General features: G+C 64.3%; 17 protein-coding genes and 1 other RNA gene. 10 read left to right on the plus strand and 8 right to left on the minus strand.

Features of this window, described 5'->3' with window-relative positions; translation table 11 throughout:
* The first annotated feature begins 208 nt into the window (after window positions 1-208).
* Together ACZZ0O_RS02475 and cydB are read left to right on the plus strand one after the other, a co-directional pair.
* A complete protein-coding gene (locus tag ACZZ0O_RS02475) occupies window positions 209-1,618 on the plus strand; it encodes a cytochrome ubiquinol oxidase subunit I (RefSeq protein ID WP_463592120.1) in 1,410 nt (469 codons plus the stop codon).
* Window positions 1,609-2,625 carry a cytochrome d ubiquinol oxidase subunit II gene (cydB, locus tag ACZZ0O_RS02480; RefSeq protein WP_463592121.1) on the plus strand — a complete coding sequence of 339 codons (1,017 nt, stop codon included), beginning with the start codon at window positions 1,609-1,611 and terminating at the stop codon, window positions 2,623-2,625. The genes ACZZ0O_RS02475 and cydB overlap by 10 nt, the downstream gene beginning before the upstream one ends.
* Before the next feature lie 108 nt (window positions 2,626-2,733).
* Here the strand turns inward: cydB and ACZZ0O_RS02485 are convergent, their stop codons facing one another.
* Both ACZZ0O_RS02485 and ACZZ0O_RS02490 read right to left on the minus strand, forming a co-directional pair.
* Window positions 2,734-2,919, minus strand: coding sequence for a hypothetical protein (locus tag ACZZ0O_RS02485; RefSeq protein WP_463592122.1), 186 nt, complete (start codon window positions 2,917-2,919; stop codon window positions 2,734-2,736).
* Window positions 2,920-3,055: 136 nt separating this feature from the next.
* Window positions 3,056-3,697, minus strand: a complete 642-nt coding sequence (locus ACZZ0O_RS02490) for a DUF6766 family protein (RefSeq protein WP_463592123.1) — start codon at window positions 3,695-3,697, stop codon at window positions 3,056-3,058.
* A 249-nt stretch (window positions 3,698-3,946) separates the two neighbouring features.
* Between ACZZ0O_RS02490 and ACZZ0O_RS02495 the strand changes: the two genes are divergently transcribed.
* Complete coding sequence (locus ACZZ0O_RS02495) at window positions 3,947-4,813, plus strand: glucose 1-dehydrogenase (protein ID WP_463592124.1); 867 nt, start codon at window positions 3,947-3,949, stop codon at window positions 4,811-4,813.
* Window positions 4,814-5,335: 522 nt separating this feature from the next.
* On the opposite strand, the gene ACZZ0O_RS02500 is transcribed toward ACZZ0O_RS02495, so the two are convergent.
* Window positions 5,336-5,968, minus strand: a complete 633-nt coding sequence (locus tag ACZZ0O_RS02500) for a DUF4142 domain-containing protein (RefSeq protein ID WP_463592125.1) — start codon at window positions 5,966-5,968, stop codon at window positions 5,336-5,338.
* 255 nt (window positions 5,969-6,223) lie between these two features.
* On the opposite strand from ACZZ0O_RS02500, the gene ACZZ0O_RS02505 reads away from it, so the two are divergent.
* The gene (locus ACZZ0O_RS02505) at window positions 6,224-7,387 is read left to right on the plus strand and encodes a zinc-dependent alcohol dehydrogenase (RefSeq protein WP_463592126.1); all 1,164 of its coding nucleotides are present in this window, start codon (window positions 6,224-6,226) and stop codon (window positions 7,385-7,387) included.
* 116 nt (window positions 7,388-7,503) lie between these two features.
* Here ACZZ0O_RS02505 and ACZZ0O_RS02510 read toward each other — a convergent pair whose 3' ends face one another.
* On the minus strand, window positions 7,504-7,671 hold the full coding sequence (locus ACZZ0O_RS02510; protein ID WP_463592127.1) for a hypothetical protein: 168 nt from the start codon (window positions 7,669-7,671) through the stop codon (window positions 7,504-7,506).
* A 472-nt stretch (window positions 7,672-8,143) separates the two neighbouring features.
* Between ACZZ0O_RS02510 and ACZZ0O_RS02515 the strand changes: the two genes are divergently transcribed.
* Together ACZZ0O_RS02515 and ACZZ0O_RS02520 are read left to right on the plus strand one after the other, a co-directional pair.
* On the plus strand, window positions 8,144-8,395 hold the full coding sequence (locus tag ACZZ0O_RS02515) for a YkgJ family cysteine cluster protein (RefSeq protein WP_055847802.1): 252 nt from the start codon (window positions 8,144-8,146) through the stop codon (window positions 8,393-8,395).
* A 9-nt stretch (window positions 8,396-8,404) separates the two neighbouring features.
* Window positions 8,405-8,620 carry a hypothetical protein gene (locus ACZZ0O_RS02520; protein ID WP_055847800.1) on the plus strand — a complete coding sequence of 72 codons (216 nt, stop codon included), beginning with the start codon at window positions 8,405-8,407 and terminating at the stop codon, window positions 8,618-8,620.
* Between the two features lie 243 nt (window positions 8,621-8,863).
* Here the strand turns inward: ACZZ0O_RS02520 and ACZZ0O_RS02525 are convergent, their stop codons facing one another.
* From ACZZ0O_RS02525 to paoC, 4 genes are all read right to left on the minus strand, one after another.
* Complete coding sequence (locus ACZZ0O_RS02525) at window positions 8,864-9,181, minus strand: hypothetical protein (protein WP_463592128.1); 318 nt, start codon at window positions 9,179-9,181, stop codon at window positions 8,864-8,866.
* Between the two features lie 316 nt (window positions 9,182-9,497).
* A complete protein-coding gene (locus ACZZ0O_RS02530; protein ID WP_055847794.1) occupies window positions 9,498-9,710 on the minus strand; it encodes a hypothetical protein in 213 nt (70 codons plus the stop codon).
* A 322-nt stretch (window positions 9,711-10,032) separates the two neighbouring features.
* Window positions 10,033-10,110, minus strand: a non-coding RNA gene (locus tag ACZZ0O_RS02535) — sX9 sRNA.
* A 227-nt stretch (window positions 10,111-10,337) separates the two neighbouring features.
* The gene (paoC, locus tag ACZZ0O_RS02540; RefSeq protein ID WP_463592129.1) at window positions 10,338-12,551 is read right to left on the minus strand and encodes an aldehyde oxidoreductase molybdenum-binding subunit PaoC; all 2,214 of its coding nucleotides are present in this window, start codon (window positions 12,549-12,551) and stop codon (window positions 10,338-10,340) included.
* A 460-nt stretch (window positions 12,552-13,011) separates the two neighbouring features.
* Between paoC and ACZZ0O_RS02545 the strand changes: the two genes are divergently transcribed.
* The 4 genes from ACZZ0O_RS02545 to ACZZ0O_RS02560 are packed head-to-tail and all read left to right on the plus strand — an operon-like array spanning window position 13,012 to window position 17,723.
* The gene (locus tag ACZZ0O_RS02545) at window positions 13,012-13,749 is read left to right on the plus strand and encodes a DUF3348 domain-containing protein (protein ID WP_463592130.1); all 738 of its coding nucleotides are present in this window, start codon (window positions 13,012-13,014) and stop codon (window positions 13,747-13,749) included.
* Between the two features lie 10 nt (window positions 13,750-13,759).
* Window positions 13,760-16,417, plus strand: a complete 2,658-nt coding sequence (locus ACZZ0O_RS02550) for a DUF802 domain-containing protein (RefSeq protein WP_463592131.1) — start codon at window positions 13,760-13,762, stop codon at window positions 16,415-16,417.
* Window positions 16,414-17,079, plus strand: coding sequence for an OmpA family protein (locus ACZZ0O_RS02555; protein WP_463592132.1), 666 nt, complete (start codon window positions 16,414-16,416; stop codon window positions 17,077-17,079). The genes ACZZ0O_RS02550 and ACZZ0O_RS02555 overlap by 4 nt, the downstream gene beginning before the upstream one ends.
* The gene (locus ACZZ0O_RS02560; RefSeq protein ID WP_463592133.1) at window positions 17,076-17,723 is read left to right on the plus strand and encodes a DUF2894 domain-containing protein; all 648 of its coding nucleotides are present in this window, start codon (window positions 17,076-17,078) and stop codon (window positions 17,721-17,723) included. Before ACZZ0O_RS02555 ends, ACZZ0O_RS02560 begins: the two co-directional genes overlap by 4 nt.
* The last annotated feature ends 286 nt before the right edge of the window (window positions 17,724-18,009 follow it).

Consider the following 18,009-nt stretch of genomic DNA (forward strand, 5'->3'; position numbering starts at 1 on the left):
TATGCCGGTTCACCCTTTAGTGCCGCATGCGCACACACTTGCGGTCCGCAGCATGACGAGGCGCACGCGATAGCGCAGCGCTTTCCCGAGATGCTGACGTTGTACGTCAGCCCCGATCCCACGATCACGATCACCAATAACCATCACCTTTGCCACGCCAGTGTCGCCGTGAACGTACCCACGCTCGTCCGGCACTAGGGAGATCCCTGTGGAAGCGCTGTTGTTGTCCCGCATCCAGTTCGCCTTCGTCATTTCGTTCCATGTGTTGTTCCCCGCCTTCACCATTGGCCTTGCGAATCTGCTGGGCTTTCTGGAATGGCGTTGGCTACGCACGCACGACGAGGGGTGGAAGCGGCTGTACTTTTTCTGGTTGCGCATCTTCGCCGTCTCCTTCGGCATGGGCGTGGTCAGCGGCATCGTGATGGCGTTCCAGTTCGGCGCCAACTGGCCGGAGCTCAGCCGCATTGCCGGCAGTGTGATCGGGCCGCTGCTGAGCTATGAAGTGCTCACCGCGTTTTTTCTGGAAGCAAGCTTTCTTGGCGTGATGCTGTTCGGCTGGGGTCGCGTGTCGGAGAAGCTGCACTTCTTTGCGACCTGCATGGTGGCGATTGGTACGCTGGTGTCCACCTTCTGGATCCTGTCGTCCAATAGCTGGCTGCATACGCCGCAGGGCTACGCGATGGTCAACGGCATCGTGCATCCGGTGAGCTGGATGCAGATCATCTTCAACCCATCGTTTCCTTATCGGCTTGCGCATATGGCGCTGGGCTCGTTCATCACCACCTGCTTCGTGGTGGGCGGTGTGGCGGCGTATTACTTGCGAAAGGGCGTGCATCTGACAGAGGCGGCGCGCATGTTGCGGCTGTCGGTGGCGTTTGCGGCCATCGTGCTGCCTATCCAGGTGATGGTCGGTGACCAGCACGGCCTCAACACGCTCGAACATCAGCCGCTCAAGGTGGCGGCGATGGAAGCGCACTGGCATAACGAAAAAGCCGGCGCCGGTGTGCCGCTGGTGGTGTTTGCGTTGCCCAATGCCGAGGCCGAGCGCAACGACTATGAAGTCGCTATTCCGCGTCTGGGCAGCCTGATCCTGACCCACAGCACCGATGGCGAGATCACCCCGCTGACCTCGGTGCCACGCGATCAGCGGCCACCGGTGGCGCCGGTGTTCTTTGCGTTCCGCATCATGGTCGGCCTGGGTATGGCGATGCTGTTGCTGTCGTGGATTTCCGCCATTGCCTGGTGGCGCGGCCGGCTGCACGCAAAAGCGCTGATCCTGGCCTGGAACGTGATGCTACCGGCCGGCTTTATCGCCCTGGTTGCCGGCTGGTTCGTCACCGAGATCGGGCGACAGCCGTGGGTGGTGTATGGACTGCTGCGCACCGCCGACGCGGTGGGCCCGCAATCGACAGCCACCGTGGCGGTGTCGCTGCTGGTGTACGTGCTGGGCTACGCGTTCGTGTTCGGTTTCGGCATCTTCTATCTGACCAAGCTGGTCCGCGCCGGCCCGCACCCCAGTCACGACGGCCCGGACGTAGCCGGCGGCGAACACACCCCAGCACGCCCGTTGTCGGCAGCAGACACCGCGTTGGAGCAGGAGAACGCACCGTGGAAATAAGTTACTGGTTACCGGTGGCGTGGTTTGGCGTCATCGGCTTTGGCGTGCTGATGTACGTGGTGCTCGATGGCTTTGTGTTGGGATTGGGCATGTTGGCGCCGTTCGCACGCGACGAGCAGGAAGTGGACCTGATGATGAACACCGCCGCGCCGATCTGGGACGGCAACGAGACCTGGCTGGTGCTCGGTGGCGCAGGCTTGTTCGCGGCATTTCCAGCGGCGTACGCGGTGATCCTGTCCGGGCTGTATCTGCCGGTGCTGTTGATGGTGATGGCGCTGGTGTTCCGCGGCGTGGCCTTCGAGTTCCGCTTCAAGGCGCAGCGCTCGCGGCGGCTGTGGACGCTGTCGTTCATCGCGGGCTCGATCCTTACCGCATTCGCGCAAGGCATCATTCTGGGAGCGCTGGTGGAAGGCATGGCGTTGGAGAATGGGCGCTATATCGGCGGGGTATTCGGCTGGTTCAGCCCGTTCACCATGCTCACCGGTGCGGCCTTGGTGTTTGGCTATGCGCTGCTCGGCAGCACCTGGCTGATCCTCAAGACCGAGGGGCGCACGCACACCCTGGCGCGTCAGCTGACCAAGCCGCTGGTCGGTGTGGTGGTGACTTTCTTGGTGCTGGTCAGCGCGTGGCTGCCGTTCCTGAGTTCGCACGTGATGGCGCGCTGGTTTGCGCATGGCAACTTTTGGTGGTTGTCGCCCATTCCGGTGGTGACCGCGGCAGTGGCACTGGCGCTGTGGCGCAGCAGCGACAGCTCACGCAGCGATGCCTCTCCGTTCTTGCTGACGCTGGCGATCTTCGTGCTGGGCTTTATCGGGCTGGTGCTGGGCATGTGGCCGTATCTGGTACCGCCGAGCTACACCATCTGGCAAGCGGCCGCGCCACCGTCGTCGCAGATCTTTCCGATGGTTGGCCTGGTCGTGCTGTTGCCGCTGGTGTTGGGGTATACGGTGTGGTCGTATCGCGTGTTCCGCGGCAAGATCGCGGCGGATGTGGGCTATCACCATTGAGCCTGCTCCAGCGCTGCGCGGCGTGGAGTGCGGACATGACATCGCAACGTGGCAGATAGCACAACGTCAGCATTTGCGGGCGCTGTGCTATCGAATTACGAGAAGATCTCAGCGCTTTTCCGATCCGTCCGGCCGTTCGTAATCGTGCTCCGGGTCGGCCTTGTTCACGTCATGGTCCTCGTCGGGCATGTCGTGCACTTTCCAGTCCGCATCTTCGTTGCGTCTTTCCTGCGGCGTAAATGGCTTGCTCTGATCGGCGTCAGGGCCCCATGGTTTTTTCGGTTCGGTCCCCATCCGCATCTCCTGCGTCACGGTGTGATGTCACGATAGGCAAAGGCACATTGCAGTGCGGTGAACGACATTGTGTGATGGCGTGAAGTGCTCTCTAGTGGGTCCGCCTAGTGTCTGCGCCGCGGGCTTACGACCACCATCATCCGCCGGTTTGCGAATGTGGCGCCTCGACCGGTTTGGATTGTGGCGAGTCCTTCTGGCGCAGCCAGATCGTCAAGACCACCAGTGAAAACACCGCCAGAAATTCGCTTTGCCAGTTTTGCATCGACTCGAACCAGAACCCGGCATCGGTGAAATGGTCGAGCACGCTGATCGGCGGCAGGCCCTTCTGTGCACGTTCCAGCAACTCCAACCGCCAACTGCCGATCAGATGCAACACAAAACTCATCAGGAACAGGATGCCAAACGCGATCGCCAGCGAATGCTGGTACAGGCGCAACCACAGCCCACCGGCACGTACCGGCCAAGGCGCAGGGCCTGGCTTGATCGACGTGTGCTCTTCATCGGGGTCGAGCGGGCGCGATTCCGCGGACCCCACCTGACGCAACTTGACCGTCAGCAACACGTACATGCCCATCTGCAAAAATTCGCTTTCCCAATTCTCGAACAACGCAGACATGAAGTGCGGGCTGTGCAGATAGGCCACCAGCTGCAGCGTGGGCAATCCATGCTCGCGCAGCTCCGTGTTGTAGGCGTGGAGCCCGGCATAGATCTGGCAGCCGATGAAAAACAAGGTCAGCGCAAGCAGACACAACGACAGCCCGTTACGGCGCAAAAACATGGTGGGTCTCCTGACAATGCGCTCAGTATCGAATGCAGTGAGCAAGAACACATGAAGTTCGCAACGACGCGCACGCCGATCAATGCAACGCCGTAACCGAACAGACAGCTGCGCCACCCACGCGTGGGTCGCCAGCACACGCGCTGCCGACATCGCCTAGTCCTGATGTTTACGTTTGCATGCTCACACTGGCTTTCACCGCAGCACTCGCGCGCTGCACGTCAGCGAACCCAATGTCAGGAGACGATCATGCCCGTACCCAATTATCCGCGTCCGCCATTCAAGCCCCAGCAGCAAAGCTTCCCGGGCCGCACCGAAAAGATGGACCCACGCCCGGACCACGGCGAAGACAGTTATGTCGGCCATGGGCAATTGAAGGGCAAGCGTGCGTTGATCACCGGTGGCGACAGCGGCATCGGTGCGGCCGTTGCGATCGCCTATGCACGCGAAGGCGCCGATGTGGCCATCGCATTTCTGCCTGATGAGCAGGAAGATGCCGCCAAGATCGGAGCACTGATCGAGAAAGCCGGCGTCAAGGCATTGTTGGTGGGATGCGACATCAGCGACCCTAGCCAGGCAGCCGCATTGATTGACAAGGTCAACAGCACCTTCGGCGGTCTGGATATCCTGGTCAACAATGCCGGCTATCAGAAATATTTCCAAAACTTCGAAGACATTACGTTGGACGAGTGGCGCAAGACCTTCGACACCAACGTACACGCCGTCTTCAATCTGGTGCAGCTGTCTGTGCCCTTGATGAAAGATGGTGGCTCCATCATCAACACTGCATCGGTGCAATCGAAGAAGCCGACCCCCAACATCCTGCCTTACGCGGCCACCAAGGGTGCCTTGGCCAATCTCACCATCGGCCTAGCCGGCGTACTTGCCGAAAAGAAGATCCGTGTCAACGCAGTGCTGCCCGGCCCGATCTGGACGCCATTCATTCCCTCCGGTATGGACGAAGAATCGGTGCAGAATTTCGGAGCGCAGACACCGATGGGACGTCCTGGGCAGCCGGTGGAATTGGCCTCGGCCTACGTCATGCTCGCAGCCGACACGGCCAGCTACACCTCGGGCACGCTGCTGACGATCTCCGGCGGCGCTGTCACGCTTTGACGCGCGCGTGATGTGATCGCGCCCGCGTCACCCGTAGGGGATGTGGGTTTGTTCGACCGAGATAGGGTTGCCGCTTACTTGGAATCAAGCCGGCATATCCGCGACAGCATGAGAAACACATTATTCGGCTTGCCGATTCAATCCAACGCAAGACCGCACTGCGTCAGTTGCGCCAGGTGGCTACAGTGCGCAGTCGCGCACCATACTTCAGTCAAAAAGACAGGCAGCTTTGGCTGCCTGTCTTATCTACGTTGCGCGATGATCAACTTGAAGTTCAATACTCGCGCCCGACGGTCACGTGACCCAATATTCAAATCACCCGCCTAAGACCATGGTCGAACATCACGATGTTGCTGGCTCTAGAGCGGCTAGTAGAGTGCCACTGACTTCTGTCAAATGGGGCGTGGAAGGTACTTTCAGAATCAATTGTACGAGTGGCACATGCCTCATTGAGCGACCATCACGTCTGCCTAGCCACAACGCAGCCGTTTATTAGCTGCGCTGCAGCACTGCTAGCTGATCTCAGTGCGGCTGGGTCTGCTTCGCGCTGAGTGCCTTGGCATGGTCCAAATGCTCGGCGATGGTTTCGCGCGTGCGCTGCAGCTCCTTACCCAGATCGCTGGAGCCCGGCTCACTGCTCAATTGTTTATCCAGCAGTTCCAGTGCCTGCACGTGGCTGCGCACGGCGGTTTGCAGATACTGCGTTTCGAATGCCTGCCCGTGCAACGCTTGCAGTTGGTCGCGTGCGCTCTTCGAGCGCGCAGATGCGGCTTGCCCCAGCGGACCGCTACGGTCTGGTGCGAAACGGCTGAGGTCGGTCAATGCAGCGCTATGCGCTTCATCCATCTTGCGTGCGAAATCCAGCAGCTCGCCTTCGACGCCCTTGACCACGGCCAGCTGCGCTAGCGTGCGCTCCTGCTCGTTGAAGATGGCCAACGCGCCCAGCGCCTGCTGGCGGTCGCGTGCATCACCAACACTGGCGCGCAGCGGGTCGCCATGCGGCGGTGTGGTCCCAATGGCGGATTGCACGGTTTGGCGATCCTCGCGTGCGCCCTGCTCGAGTTGCGTGTCTGCTGCGAGGCCCTGACTACGCTGCCAAGCTTTATATGCCACATAACCCATAGCGCCGGCCGTCACCATCTTGAAAAGTCCCATACCTATCTCCTGACTGATCGCATGTGGCGATCATGAATTGTCTGGGTTGCATCACCGCATCCGCGTTGCAACGCAGTGCTGCGCGTAAAGTCAGCCTGCGAGCGCGCGGGTTATCCAGACGTGACATGCGCATCAACGTGATGTCGTCGAGCAAGCGCGTGCACACCGTGCGCACGCACCGTGCTGACTGGCTTAACGACCGGATGCAAACACTGCTCTGCGTTGCCGCGCCCCGTCGGCCTTCAGGAGATCCACATGCTTGCCCTCAACTACCACGGCTCACGCGATGTGCGGGTCGAAACCGTACCGGACCCGGTTCTGGTCGAACGCGATGATTTGATCTTGCGCGTCACCGCCACGGCAATTTGCGGCTCGGATCTGCATCTGTACCGCGGCAAGATTCCGGACCTGCGCCATGGCGATATTCTCGGCCACGAGTTCATGGGCATCGTTGAAGAGGTCGGCCCGGACGTTACCGCAGTCAAGCCGGGCGACCGCGTAGTGATTCCGTTCGTGGTGGCGTGTGGGCGCTGCTTCCACTGCATGCTGCAAGAATTTTCTGCGTGCGAAACTACCAATACCGGCAAGGGCGCCGCGCTGAATCACAAGGACATGCGCCCGCCTGCGGCCTTGTTTGGTTTCAGCCACCTCTACGGCGGCCTGTCTGGCGGGCAGGCCGAATTTGTGCGTGTGCCCAAGGCCAACGTCGGGCCGCTGGTGGTGCCGGATGCGCTACATGATGAGCAGGTGTTGTTCCTGTCCGACATCCTGCCGACCGGGTATCAGGCTGTCGTCGATGCGGGCGTCAGGCAGGGCTCCACGGTGGCGATCTTCGGCGCCGGCCCGGTGGGCCTGATGGCTGCAGCGTGCTGCCGCATGCTGGGCGCAGAACGCATCTTCATGGTCGACCGGCATGCGTACCGTCTGGACTTCGCATCCAAGGCCTACGGCGTGATCCCGATCAACTTCGACGAGATCGACGATCCGGCAGATGTGATCGTGTCGCAGACCGACGGCCGTGGCGTGGATGCCAGCATCGAGGCGGTGGGCTTTGAGGCCGAAGGCAGCGCAATCGAAACCGCGCTCACCAACCTCAAGCTGGAAGGCAGCAGCGGTGTGGCGATCCGCCAATGCATCGCGGCTACGCGGCGCTGCGGCGTGGTCAGCGTGCCCGGCGTGTATGCCGGATTCATTCACGCTTTTATGCTGGGCGATGCCTTCGACAAGGGGCTGAGCTTCAAGATGGGCCAGACGCACGTGCAAAAACACATGCCATATCTGCTGGAGCGCATCGGCAACGGTGAGCTCAAGCCCAATGCCATCATTTCGCACCGCATGCCGCTGGCCGATGCAGCGCAGGGCTACGCGTTGTTCGACAAGAAGCAGGACGACTGCCGCAAGGTGGTCCTGACGCCGTAAGCGTCGCATCCAACTACATCAACCAGGAAGGCCCGGTCACCGACCGGGCCTTCCTGGTTGTGATCGCAGACAGCGTTTATCACTCCTCGGCAGCTGGGGTGTCGTAATCGCCGCGCTCAGTCCAGCGGTTTGGCCGGCACGAACGGCGATACCGGGTCGCTGGCCGGGAAGGTTTCTTCCACCGCCTCGTCCTGCAGCGCGTCCTGCTTCTGCTTGGCGCTGTGGCCCTGGTCGTGACCTGCGGGCTGGTCGTGCGCGGATGGAGGCTGCTTGGATGTGTTCATGGCGGTACTCCTGATGCGTGCTACGGACACCACCACGCTACGGCGCGCCATCAATGGCAGGGGTGAAACCCGTCTTCGCACCGGCGTGACAAAGGCAACGCGGCACGGGCCTATTCTTCAGGCCAGTTGCTCAGCGACCGTGACGACCAAGTCAGCACAGCGAGTCACCTGCATCAATCAAGCGGCACGTCCAGGCGCCAATGCCGCCCGTCATCTCGGTGCATCCGCGCTTTGCCGAGTCGCCGGCGTGCGTTGCTGCCGGTGGGAAGCTCGCCGAGACGCGCCGCTCAGCCCGCACGTCGCTTGGTGCGCGGTCAGAGCGGGACCTGCGGGCGCCGGTTCACATCCGGCCGCGCGCAGGGTGTATGGTGCAACTGCGGCCGGAGACCGGTGTCGCCTTCACTTCAATCTGGCCTTTTCCATCAAGAATCTCTGCGAACGCTGCGATGCCGTCTGTTGCCGGCTCACCGTCATGGTCGATCCAACCGACCGTATCCCCGAGCATCTGACCAGCGTGACACCGCAAGGCTGGCACGTGATGGCGCGCGATGAGGAAGGTTGGTGCGTGGCGATCGATTCCGCGCGCATGTGCTGCTCGATCTATGAAACGCGCCCGGCGATCTGTCGGCGTTTTGTCATGTCCGGCCCGTACTGCCGCGACGTGCGTGCCACCTACGACGATCAGCGCCGGCGGGGCATCCCCTTGACGCTCTACAACGCATGAGGATTCGCGATGAATAACTCCCGCCGCCAGTCGATGACCGTGAGCAATCAACCGGGCAAGCCGCGCCTGTCCGAACAGCGTCTGGCTGCCGACCTGGAAGCGTTTCAGCAATCCGGCGGCGCGATCGAACGCCTGGGCGACACGCCGCTGCGCCGTGAGAAGAAGCGCGGCGCGCCAGACAATGCCGTGGTCACACCGGCCAAGGCGCCCGCCGACGCGGAGTAAGCCTCACCCGCCAAGCGCGCGGCATTGCGCTTGCGTTTGCCTTTGACGCCGTGTATTCGCTGCGGATGTCGCATCACATGCGGGCCCGCGAATCCTTGAGTCAGTGAATCGACCGCGCCTTGTCTAGCACCCGGCTGCCGTATGCACGCGACCGCTCCACAGCGAACGCGCTGAGCGTTCTCCGCCTCGCCAACAATGTGTGTCCTACGCAGAAAGCAGCGCGCTCGGCCGGCGCTAGCGTCATCACGCCAACGCCGTCTTCGCACACCCGTCGGGCAGGTCTACGTCCTTGCCTGCAGCGGCTTGCTGCCGCCGTGTCGCCAGATAGCGACGCCATTGCGTACCCAGCGCTGCACACACTTCATCTGCCGCCAGCGCCCCATGCACGCAAGCCAGATTGAGCTCACGGTGCCAATGAATGCCGGATTGGCCGCCCGGCCAGGGCGTCATGCGATACCCCGCCGGCAGCATCACGCCCGGCAATGATGTGCCACACAGCATCTGCCCATCGTGCGGGCCACCGACCAGATGCACACGCACGCCTTCGACTGTTTCGCTCACACCTTGGCTCCTCAACAAGGTGCCGGATCACCGCATCCGGCACGGGTTGGGGGCGCCGCTGCACTGGCGGGCAACGCAGGCGCGTCGCATCTCCACTGCCCAGCGCATTGCGATAGCGCCCCGACCGACACTGCGTGACCGGCGAAGATCACGAACGTGCCATCGATGCGCCAACCGTAAAAATGCGCACAGCAGGCGTGCGTGAAAACGACAGAAAGATGAGGTGAGCACGCGGATCGTCACGCATGCGACGGTGGCACAACGTGCACGGTGCAGTGGCGGCAGCCGCACGCCAGCACCAGACCGCGAGAGGCAGTTACAGCAGCTGCGCGCGATCGATGGCGCCGAGGCCTTGTGCCAGTGAGGCCATTTCGTTGGCCAGATTGATCATGTTGCCGCCGGCCTGCGCCGCCACACCCATGATGCGTTGATAAGCGTCCCAGAAGTCCGGTCCACTGCCATAGGCGTCGTGGAACCCTTGCAGCTCCAAGACCAGCAGATCGGACACTTGCATGTCGGAGTGGTCCATTGCGTTCCTCGTTGGGGTGTTCCCCGGCCGGCAGCTTATACCCGTTCACATTACAAAACAGAAGTAATTCGGCGACGGTGCGCGACAACCTGAACTGGTTAGAGAGACACGTACAGAGGTAGCTGGAACAGTGTGTCCATCGCGCCCAGGCTCGCCCAACGGCACGGTTTTTATGCTGCGTAGAGCAGTGCACAGCTCAACTGCACGGTCGTGCTCGTCAGTGTGCGATCACCGGCACGCGGTCGTCAGAGATGCGCGTGACAGGTGATCTGGCGCTGCCCGACCTGCATCGGTATCGATGCGGAAAACTTCCAATCAGAGCGACTAACGCCACGTCGCGCGCAGTCGTCAGGTGGGTGCGGATGGCGTGCTCAGAACCGCAGTGCATGAGGGGGTGCATGCGCACCGAGCACCGGACGCACACACCTGGCGATGAGCACCGTCGTTTTGTTAGCTGCACGCAGTGTCAGGTGCGCTCAATCGCACGCACAGCAGCTAGCACATGGATGCATCGTCCGCGGCTTGATGCATCGCCTCCATCGCCAACCCAACGCGCGAGTGCTCGCTGACGGCACTGGCGCTGGTACATACATTGGCCGGCGCCACACCGCTTTTTTCCTGCTGCACTTACCCCGTTCTGCGCGGCAGCTGCGCCAGCAGCTTGTCCAGCGTGATCGGATAGTCGCGCACGCGGATACCGGTGGCGTTGTAGATCGCGTTGGCCAGCGCCGGCGCCACGCCGGTCAAGCCCAACTCGCCCACGCCTTTGGCCTTCAACGGCGACATGGTGGGGTCCACCTCGTCGATGAAATGCGCCTCCAGATGCGGGATATCCGCATGCACCGGCACTTCGTAGCCGGCCAGGTCGTGATTGACGAACAGGCCCAGCCGCGTATCCACCGCCATCTCTTCCATCAACGCCGCGCCCACGCCCATCACCATGCCGCCGATCACCTGGCTGCGCGCGGTCTTGGGATTGAGGATGCGTCCGGCGGCGCAGACCGCCAGCAGCCGGCGCACGCGGATTTCGCCGGTGTCGGCATCCACAGCCACCTGCGCAAAGTGCGCGCCGAAGGTCTGCTGCGCGTACTGCTGCTTGAGCGTGCCGTATTCCATGGCGTCCTCGGCGACCAGCTCGCCATGCTCGGCCGCCTGCGCCAGCGGGATGGCGCGGCCGCCGACATGCACCATGCCATCGGCAAACCGGGCCTGGTCTGCGGCAATGCCCAGGCGCTGCGCCACTGTCTCGCGCAGCTGCATGCAGGCGGCATAGACGCCGGCAGTGACCGAGGCAGCGCCCTGCTGCCCGCCCGAACCGGGCGTTTCCGGAAAGCTGGAATCGCCCAGCCGCACCACCACCTGCTGCAGCGGCACGCCGAGCAGTTCGGCCGCGGTCTGCGCCACGATGGTGTAACTGCCGGTGCCGATATCGGTCATATCGGTTTCGATGGTCAGCGTGCCGCTGCGGTCCAGCCGCGCACGCGCGCCGGCCTTGGAGATCGGCGCGCCGCGAATGGCGCTGGCCATGCCCATGCCGATCAGCCACCGGCCATCGCGCACGCTGGCGGGGGTGGGATTGCGTTGCGACCAGCCGAAGCGTTGCGCGCCGCTGCGCAGGCAGGCCACGAACGGCCGCGTGGAGAACGGGCGCTGCGGCTGTTCCGGGTCCACCTGGGTGTCGTTGACGATGCGCAGCTGCACCGGGTCCATGCCCACGCGTTCGGCCAGTTCATCCATCGCCACTTCCAGCGCCATCATCCCCGGCGCCTCGCCGGGCGCGCGCATGGCGTTGCCTTCGGCCAGATCCAGCACCGCCAGCCGTACCGCAGTCATCCTGTTGGCGCCGGCATACAGCGCACGGGTGGACAAGGTGGCCGGCTCGCTGCGACCGCCGCGCAGATTGCCCGACCAACTCTCATGCCCGATCGCGGTCAGCCGGCCGTCGGCGGTGGCGCCCAGGCGCAGGCGTTGGATGGTGGCAGGCCGGTGGATGGTGCTGTTGAACATCAGCGGACGCTGCAAGGCCAGCTTGACCGGCCGTGCGGTGATACGCGCAGCCAGCGCGGCCAGCACCAGATCTGCCTGCGCGGTGCCCTTGCCGCCGAAGCCACCACCAATGAACGGCGACAGCAGCCGGATGCGCTCCTTCGGCACGCCCAGTGCCTTGCCCAGATCGCGCGTGCCCCAGTTCATCTGCTGGATGGCGGTGTGGCAGATCAGCTGCTCGCCTTCCCAGCGCGCGATGGTGGCGTGCGGTTCCAGCATCGCGTGCGCCTGATCGGGGGTGCGGTAGGTGGCATCGACGGTGAACGGCGCGGCGGCATAGGCGGCGTCGAAATCGCCTTGTGCGGTCTGTGGCGGCCCACCGAACGGGGCCTGCGGCGCCACCGGGGCGCTGGCCTGCTGGGCGGCCAGGTCGTACTGCCCGCGCTCGCGCGCGTAACGCACCCGCACCAGCGCCGCACCCGCACGGGCCTGCTCGAAGGTCTCGGCCACCACCACGGCCACCGCCTGGTGGTAGTGATCCACCTGCGGCGCTGCCAGAAACCGCTGCACGTAGAACTCGCCGGTGCCCAGGGTGGGCACGTTCTGGTAGGTGAGCACGGCGATCACCCCGGCCGCCGCCCGTGCGGCGGCGGTGTCCATCTCGGTGATACGGCCCTTGCCGATCGCCGCGCCGACGATGTAGCCGTAGGCCATCTGCCCGGGCTGGTCATGCCATTCATAGGCGTAGCGGGCCTGCCCGGTCACCTTGAGCGGCCCGTCCACGCGGTCGACCGGCTGGCCCAGCACCTTGAGTTGGTCGCTGGGGTTGGGTCCTGCGGGAGTGTCGAACTTCATGCGGATGCTCCTGAGGGGGGCGGGCGGCCTGCGCCGCAGCGGCAGGTCTGCGATGGCGCCAGATCCGGCGATAGCGAGTGCCTGGACGTGACGGCTAATGCCTGGGCGCGACGACAGCCTTGCATGGCGGGCGCCGGCTGCTCTGCTGTGGTTGTAGCAAACCCGCGCGCCGCGCGATGCCACGTAGGCGGCATGCGGTCATGAATTTCGTTCATGAATCGGCGCAAGCGCAGGCGCCGCAACCATCTCACCTGACGCTGCCGGCTCGACCGATTGCAGCGGCCGTCTGCGCTGACAACGCTCCGGCCAGTCACCTCCCGCCAGAGCCCGATTCCCGAATGCCACCCTGACTGCAGTTCTGCCCAACCATGAACGTCACCAGCCACCGCAGCGCACGCCCGGTGTCGCCGGCCGACCCGCTGTCATTCCCGTGTAAAATGCGCGGTCTTTGACCGGAACAATGGCGAAAGCTGCTCCACGGGCGCCCCTCTCGGGCCCGGCGTTCATTCGCCTGCTCGCACGCCTCAGCGATGTCCGCGTCGCCCAGTCCAACCATGCGCTGGCCGACCGGCTGAGCCAGTGGATCGACTGGACACGCGCAGTGGCCGTGTCCAAGGCGCTGGATGGCAAGCTGCCCGAGACCGACGACCTGCCAGAACCGCGTCCGCTCGATGCCGACGCCTGCGCTCGCGTGCGCGCCGGCCTTGCGACCAGCAGCGTGGCCGATCTGGATGCGCTGGTCGCGCGGTTGCGCAGCGATGCGCGCGCTGCGACGGACACGGAGGCAGCGCCGCCGGTGCCCGACTACGCGCCGTTCCGGCAGCACTACCTGGCGATGCAACGTGCCATGCGCACCGCCACCGGCGATCTGCGTGGGCGGCTGCGCGACCTGCTGGCACTGGTGTCCAGCGACATGGCACGGCTGGCCGAAGTGGATGCGGTGATGGAGCTGACCTTGAGCCCGCGCGAGCAGACCTTGTTGAACACCGTGCCGGGCCTGCTGGGCACGCATTTCGACCGCCTGCGCGAGGCCGCGTACGCGCACGGCGCGCCAACCGATCAGGAGATCGCGCCGCGCGCGGTGTCCGATGGCTGGCTGGATGTATTTCGTAAAGACATGCAGAGCGTGTTGCTCGCCGAACTGGATGTTCGTTTTCACCCGATCGAAGGCCTGCTTGCAGCGCTTCGTACCCGCTAACTGGGACGTCATGTTCAAAACTCTTGTACACGTGTGTGTGTTTCTTGTCGGCCTGTTGGCGGTTTGTTGGGTCGGGTTCGGCTATCTGGGTAACAACCCGTTGGGTGCCTGCGTCGCGGCGCTGATCGGCGCGTGTTATCTCGCCGGTGCGCTGGAGCTGTATCGCTATCGTCAGGCCAGCGCCACGCTGGACACTGCAGTGACCGGGCTCACCGCCGCGCCGTCAGCGCTGGACGCGTGGCTGGAGCAGCTGCACCCGAGCCTGCGCAATGCGGTGCGTCTGCGCATCCAGGGTGCGCGTGTGGCGTTGCCGGCGCCGGTGCTGACGTCGTATCTGGTCGGTCTGCTGGTATTGCTGGGCATGCTCGGCACCCTGCTCGGCATGATGGCCACGCTCAAGGGCACCGGGTTTGCGCTGCAAAGCGCCACCGACCTGCAGGCCATTCGTGGCTCGCTGGCGGCTCCGGTAGAAGGCCTGGCGTTCGCCTTCGGCACCTCCATCGCCGGTGTTGCCACCTCGGCCATGCTGGGCCTGTTGTCGGCGCTGTGCCGCCGCGAGCGGCTGCAGGCCGTGCAGCGGCTGGATCTGAAGATCGCGTCCGAATTGCATCCGCATTCGGACGCGCACCAGCGCGGTGAAGTGTTCAAGCTGCAGCAGCAACAAAGCGCGTTGATGCCGGCATTGATCGATCGCCTGCAGGCATTGATGGGCAGCATCGAGCAGCAGAGCATTGCCGCCGACGAACGTCTAGCCGCACAGCAGGCCGAGTTCCATGCCAGAACCGAAGCGGCCTACACGCGGCTTGCGACCTCGATGGAGCAATCGCTGCAGGCCGGCGTGGCAGACAGCGCGCGCGCGGTTGGCGCGGCATTGCAGCCGGCGATGGAGACCACCATGGCCAGCATCGCGCGCGACACCGCCGCGCTGCACGCGCAGCTTACCCAGGCTGTGCAACAGCAGCTGGACGGCATCAGCAGCGGATTCGATCGCAGTGCCAGCAGTGCCGCGCAACAGTGGACCACCGCGCTTGCCGCGCAGGAACATGCACAGCTGGCGCTCGACACGCAGCTGCAGACCACGCTTACGCAGATCGCCCAGCACACCACTGCATTGCAGGAAGGCGTGAGCACAGCGGTGCAGCAGCAACTGCATGGCCTCGACGCCGGTTTCAAGGACAGCGCACGCACTGCGGCCGAGCACTGGCAGGCGGCACTGGCCGCGCAGGAGCGCGCGCAGCAGGCGCTCATCGAGCAGATGCAGGCCATGCTGGCGCAGGTCGAGCAACGCAACAGCGCGCTGCAGGACAGCGTCGGCACCGCCGTGCAGCAACAGTTGCGCGCACTCGATGACGGCTTTGCGCGCAGCACCGCCACCAACGCCGACACCTGGGCGTCGGTGCTTGCCGAACAACAACGCACCACCCAGTCGCTCGGTACGCAGTTGCAGGCCATGCTGGAACAGCTTGCCGAGCAGACCACCACCTTGCAGCACGGCGTGCAGCAGGCGGTACAGCAGCAGCTGGACGGGTTGACCAGCGGCTTTGAGACCAGCACCGCCGCCACCGCAGCCACCTGGACCGCTGCGGTGGCCGAACAGCAGCGCGCCAATCACACGCTCACGCACGATTTGCAGAACGCACTGACGCAGTTCGCCAGCACCTTCGATGCGCGTTCGAACGCGCTGGTGGATGCGGTGTCCAAGCGCATGGAGCAGTCCAGCAGCGAGACCGCCACTGCCTGGAGCGACGCGCTGGCCCAACAGCAAGACGCCAGCGCCGCGTTGGCCACCCAGCACCAGAACGCGCTGGCCGCCGCAACCGCCAGCTTCGATACGCATGCCGCAGACCTGGTCGGCACCTTGCAGCACTCGCACACCGAGTTGCAGGCCGCGCTGGAAGCGCGCGATGCGCAGCGTCTTGCAGTGTGGAGCGAGCGCTTCACCGCGATGAGCGCCACCTTGGCCACGCAGTGGGAACAGACCGGCGAACGCGTCACCCAGCAACAGCAGGCCATCTGCGACACCCTGGCCAGCACCGCCAGCGAACTGTCCACGCAGGCGCAGGCGCAAACCAGCGCCACGATTGCCGAGGTCTCGCGCCTGATGCAGATCGCCTCCGAAGCGCCCAAGGCGGCGGCCGATGTGGTGGCCGAGCTGCGCCAGAACCTGTCGGAAAGCATGGTGCGCGACACCGCCATGCTGGAAGAACGCAGCCGCCTGTTGGCCACGCTGGACACCTTGCTAAACGCGGTTAATCACGCCTCCACCGAACAACGCGAAGCCGTCGATGCGCTGGTCACCACCTCGGCCGACCTGCTGCAGCGCGTGGGCAGCCAACTCACCGAACAGATCGGCAGCGAAACCGGCAAGCTCGGTGCGGTAGCCGCGCACGTCAGTGGCAGCGCGGTGGAAGTGGCCAGCCTGGGCGAAGCCTTCGGCATGGCGGTGCAGTTGTTCAGCAGCTCCACCGGCGAGCTCAACGAACGTCTGCAACACGTGGCCACCGCACTGGATGCTTCGCTGGCGCGCAGCGACGACCAGCTGGCGTATTACGTCGCGCAGGCGCGTGAAGTGGTCGACCTCAGCATGCTGTCGCAGAAGCAGATCATCGAAGAACTGCGTCAGCTTGAGGGCCGCCGCAGCGATGCCGGCGCAACGGAGCCGGCATGAGCGACGAGATCGAAAGCGACGGCGAATCGGGCACCCCGATCTGGGCCGCATTCGGCGACCTGATGTCGGTGCTGCTGGGCGCGTTCGTGCTCATCCTGGTCGGGGTGATCGGCGTGCAGCTACAGCTGTCCAGCCGTCTCGATCAGGAGGTCAAACAGCGCCAGGCCGAAGCGCAGCGCCGCAAGACCCTGGAACAGGCGCTGGCCGCACCGCTGGCCGCCGGCCGCGTCACGCTGGTCGATGGCCGCATCGGTATTCGCGGCAACGTGCTGTTTGCATTCAACTCCGATCAACTGCAGCCGGAAGGACGCGAAGTGTTGAAGTCGCTTGCGGCGCCATTGGCGCAGTACCTGAGCGCGCGCGAGGAACTGCTGATGGTCAGCGGCTTTACCGACGACCGCCCGGTGCTGGGCGGCAACCGCCGCTATGCCGACAACTGGGAATTGTCCGCGCAGCGCGCGCTCACCGTGACCCGCGCACTGATCGCCGAAGGCGTGCCGGCCGCATCGGTATTTGCTGCGGCGTTCGGCGCGCAGCAACCGGTGGACTCCAACGCCGACGAAGCGCGCCGCGCCAAGAATCGCCGTGTGGAGATCGCCCCGATCGCGCGCCCGTCCGGTGCGCCGCGCGCCGCGCCCAAGCAGTCCGCCGCTACACGATGAGCACACCGGCATCCGCACGCGCGCGCCTGGAGCGTTGGCGCAGCCAGGGCGCCGATCGGCTGGACCCGGTGCGCTTCCATCTGATGCAGACCCTGGCGACGCGTGCCGAAACCCAGGCCGATGCAGTGCGTGCGGTACTGGAACAAACGCTTGCCGGCCTGGTCGATGCGTATGCGGCCACCATCAAAAAAACTGCGCGCGGCGCGAAGGCCGGCGTTGCGTCGCAGCCAACGCAGCGTAGCCCGCTCGGTGCCCTGACCGACCAGCTGGCAGGCCACGCCGCGTTGATGGAAGTGGACAGCAGAAAGACCGCGGCCGCCGATGCGCAGCTGTTTCCAGAGCTGCCGGCGCTGGACGATTTCCGCCGCACCTGGACCACCGTGCGTACTGCCAGCCAGGTGCGTCAATCGCTGCAGGACGCTCCCAAGGATGCCGGCCCGCTCAATTCCAGCGTGCTGGTGCATCGCTGCATCACCCTGATGCGCGAACGCTCGCCCGGCTATCTGCAGCACTTCCTCGGCTATGTCGATGCGTTGTCGTGGCTGGAGCAGATGCAACACGGCGGCGTCGAAACGGCCGCACCGCTGGCCGCCGGCAAGAAGCGCAGCCGTAGTGGCACCTCGAAGCGGCGCAGCACTGGGTGAGTGCGGTGCTTGTGTCATTCACCGTGCAAGGTGTTTACCCACCACCACATGTCGTGCGGCGCTGCTGCGCTAGCGTCAAAGCATAGTGATCGAGCCGCCGATGCTGCATCGTCTACGCGGCTGATAGAGACACCGACCGATCAAGAGATCGTATGGAGCTGCATCGTGAGGCCCCCGCATACCTTCCACGACGCGCAACGCATGCGCATGTCCTGGCGACTACTTGGAGCGGGTAAAAAACTGATCGAGCCATCGTCCGGTGAGTGTGGACCGCATGCTCCGAAGC

This window comes from Xanthomonas sp. AC360, from assembly GCF_979258225.1.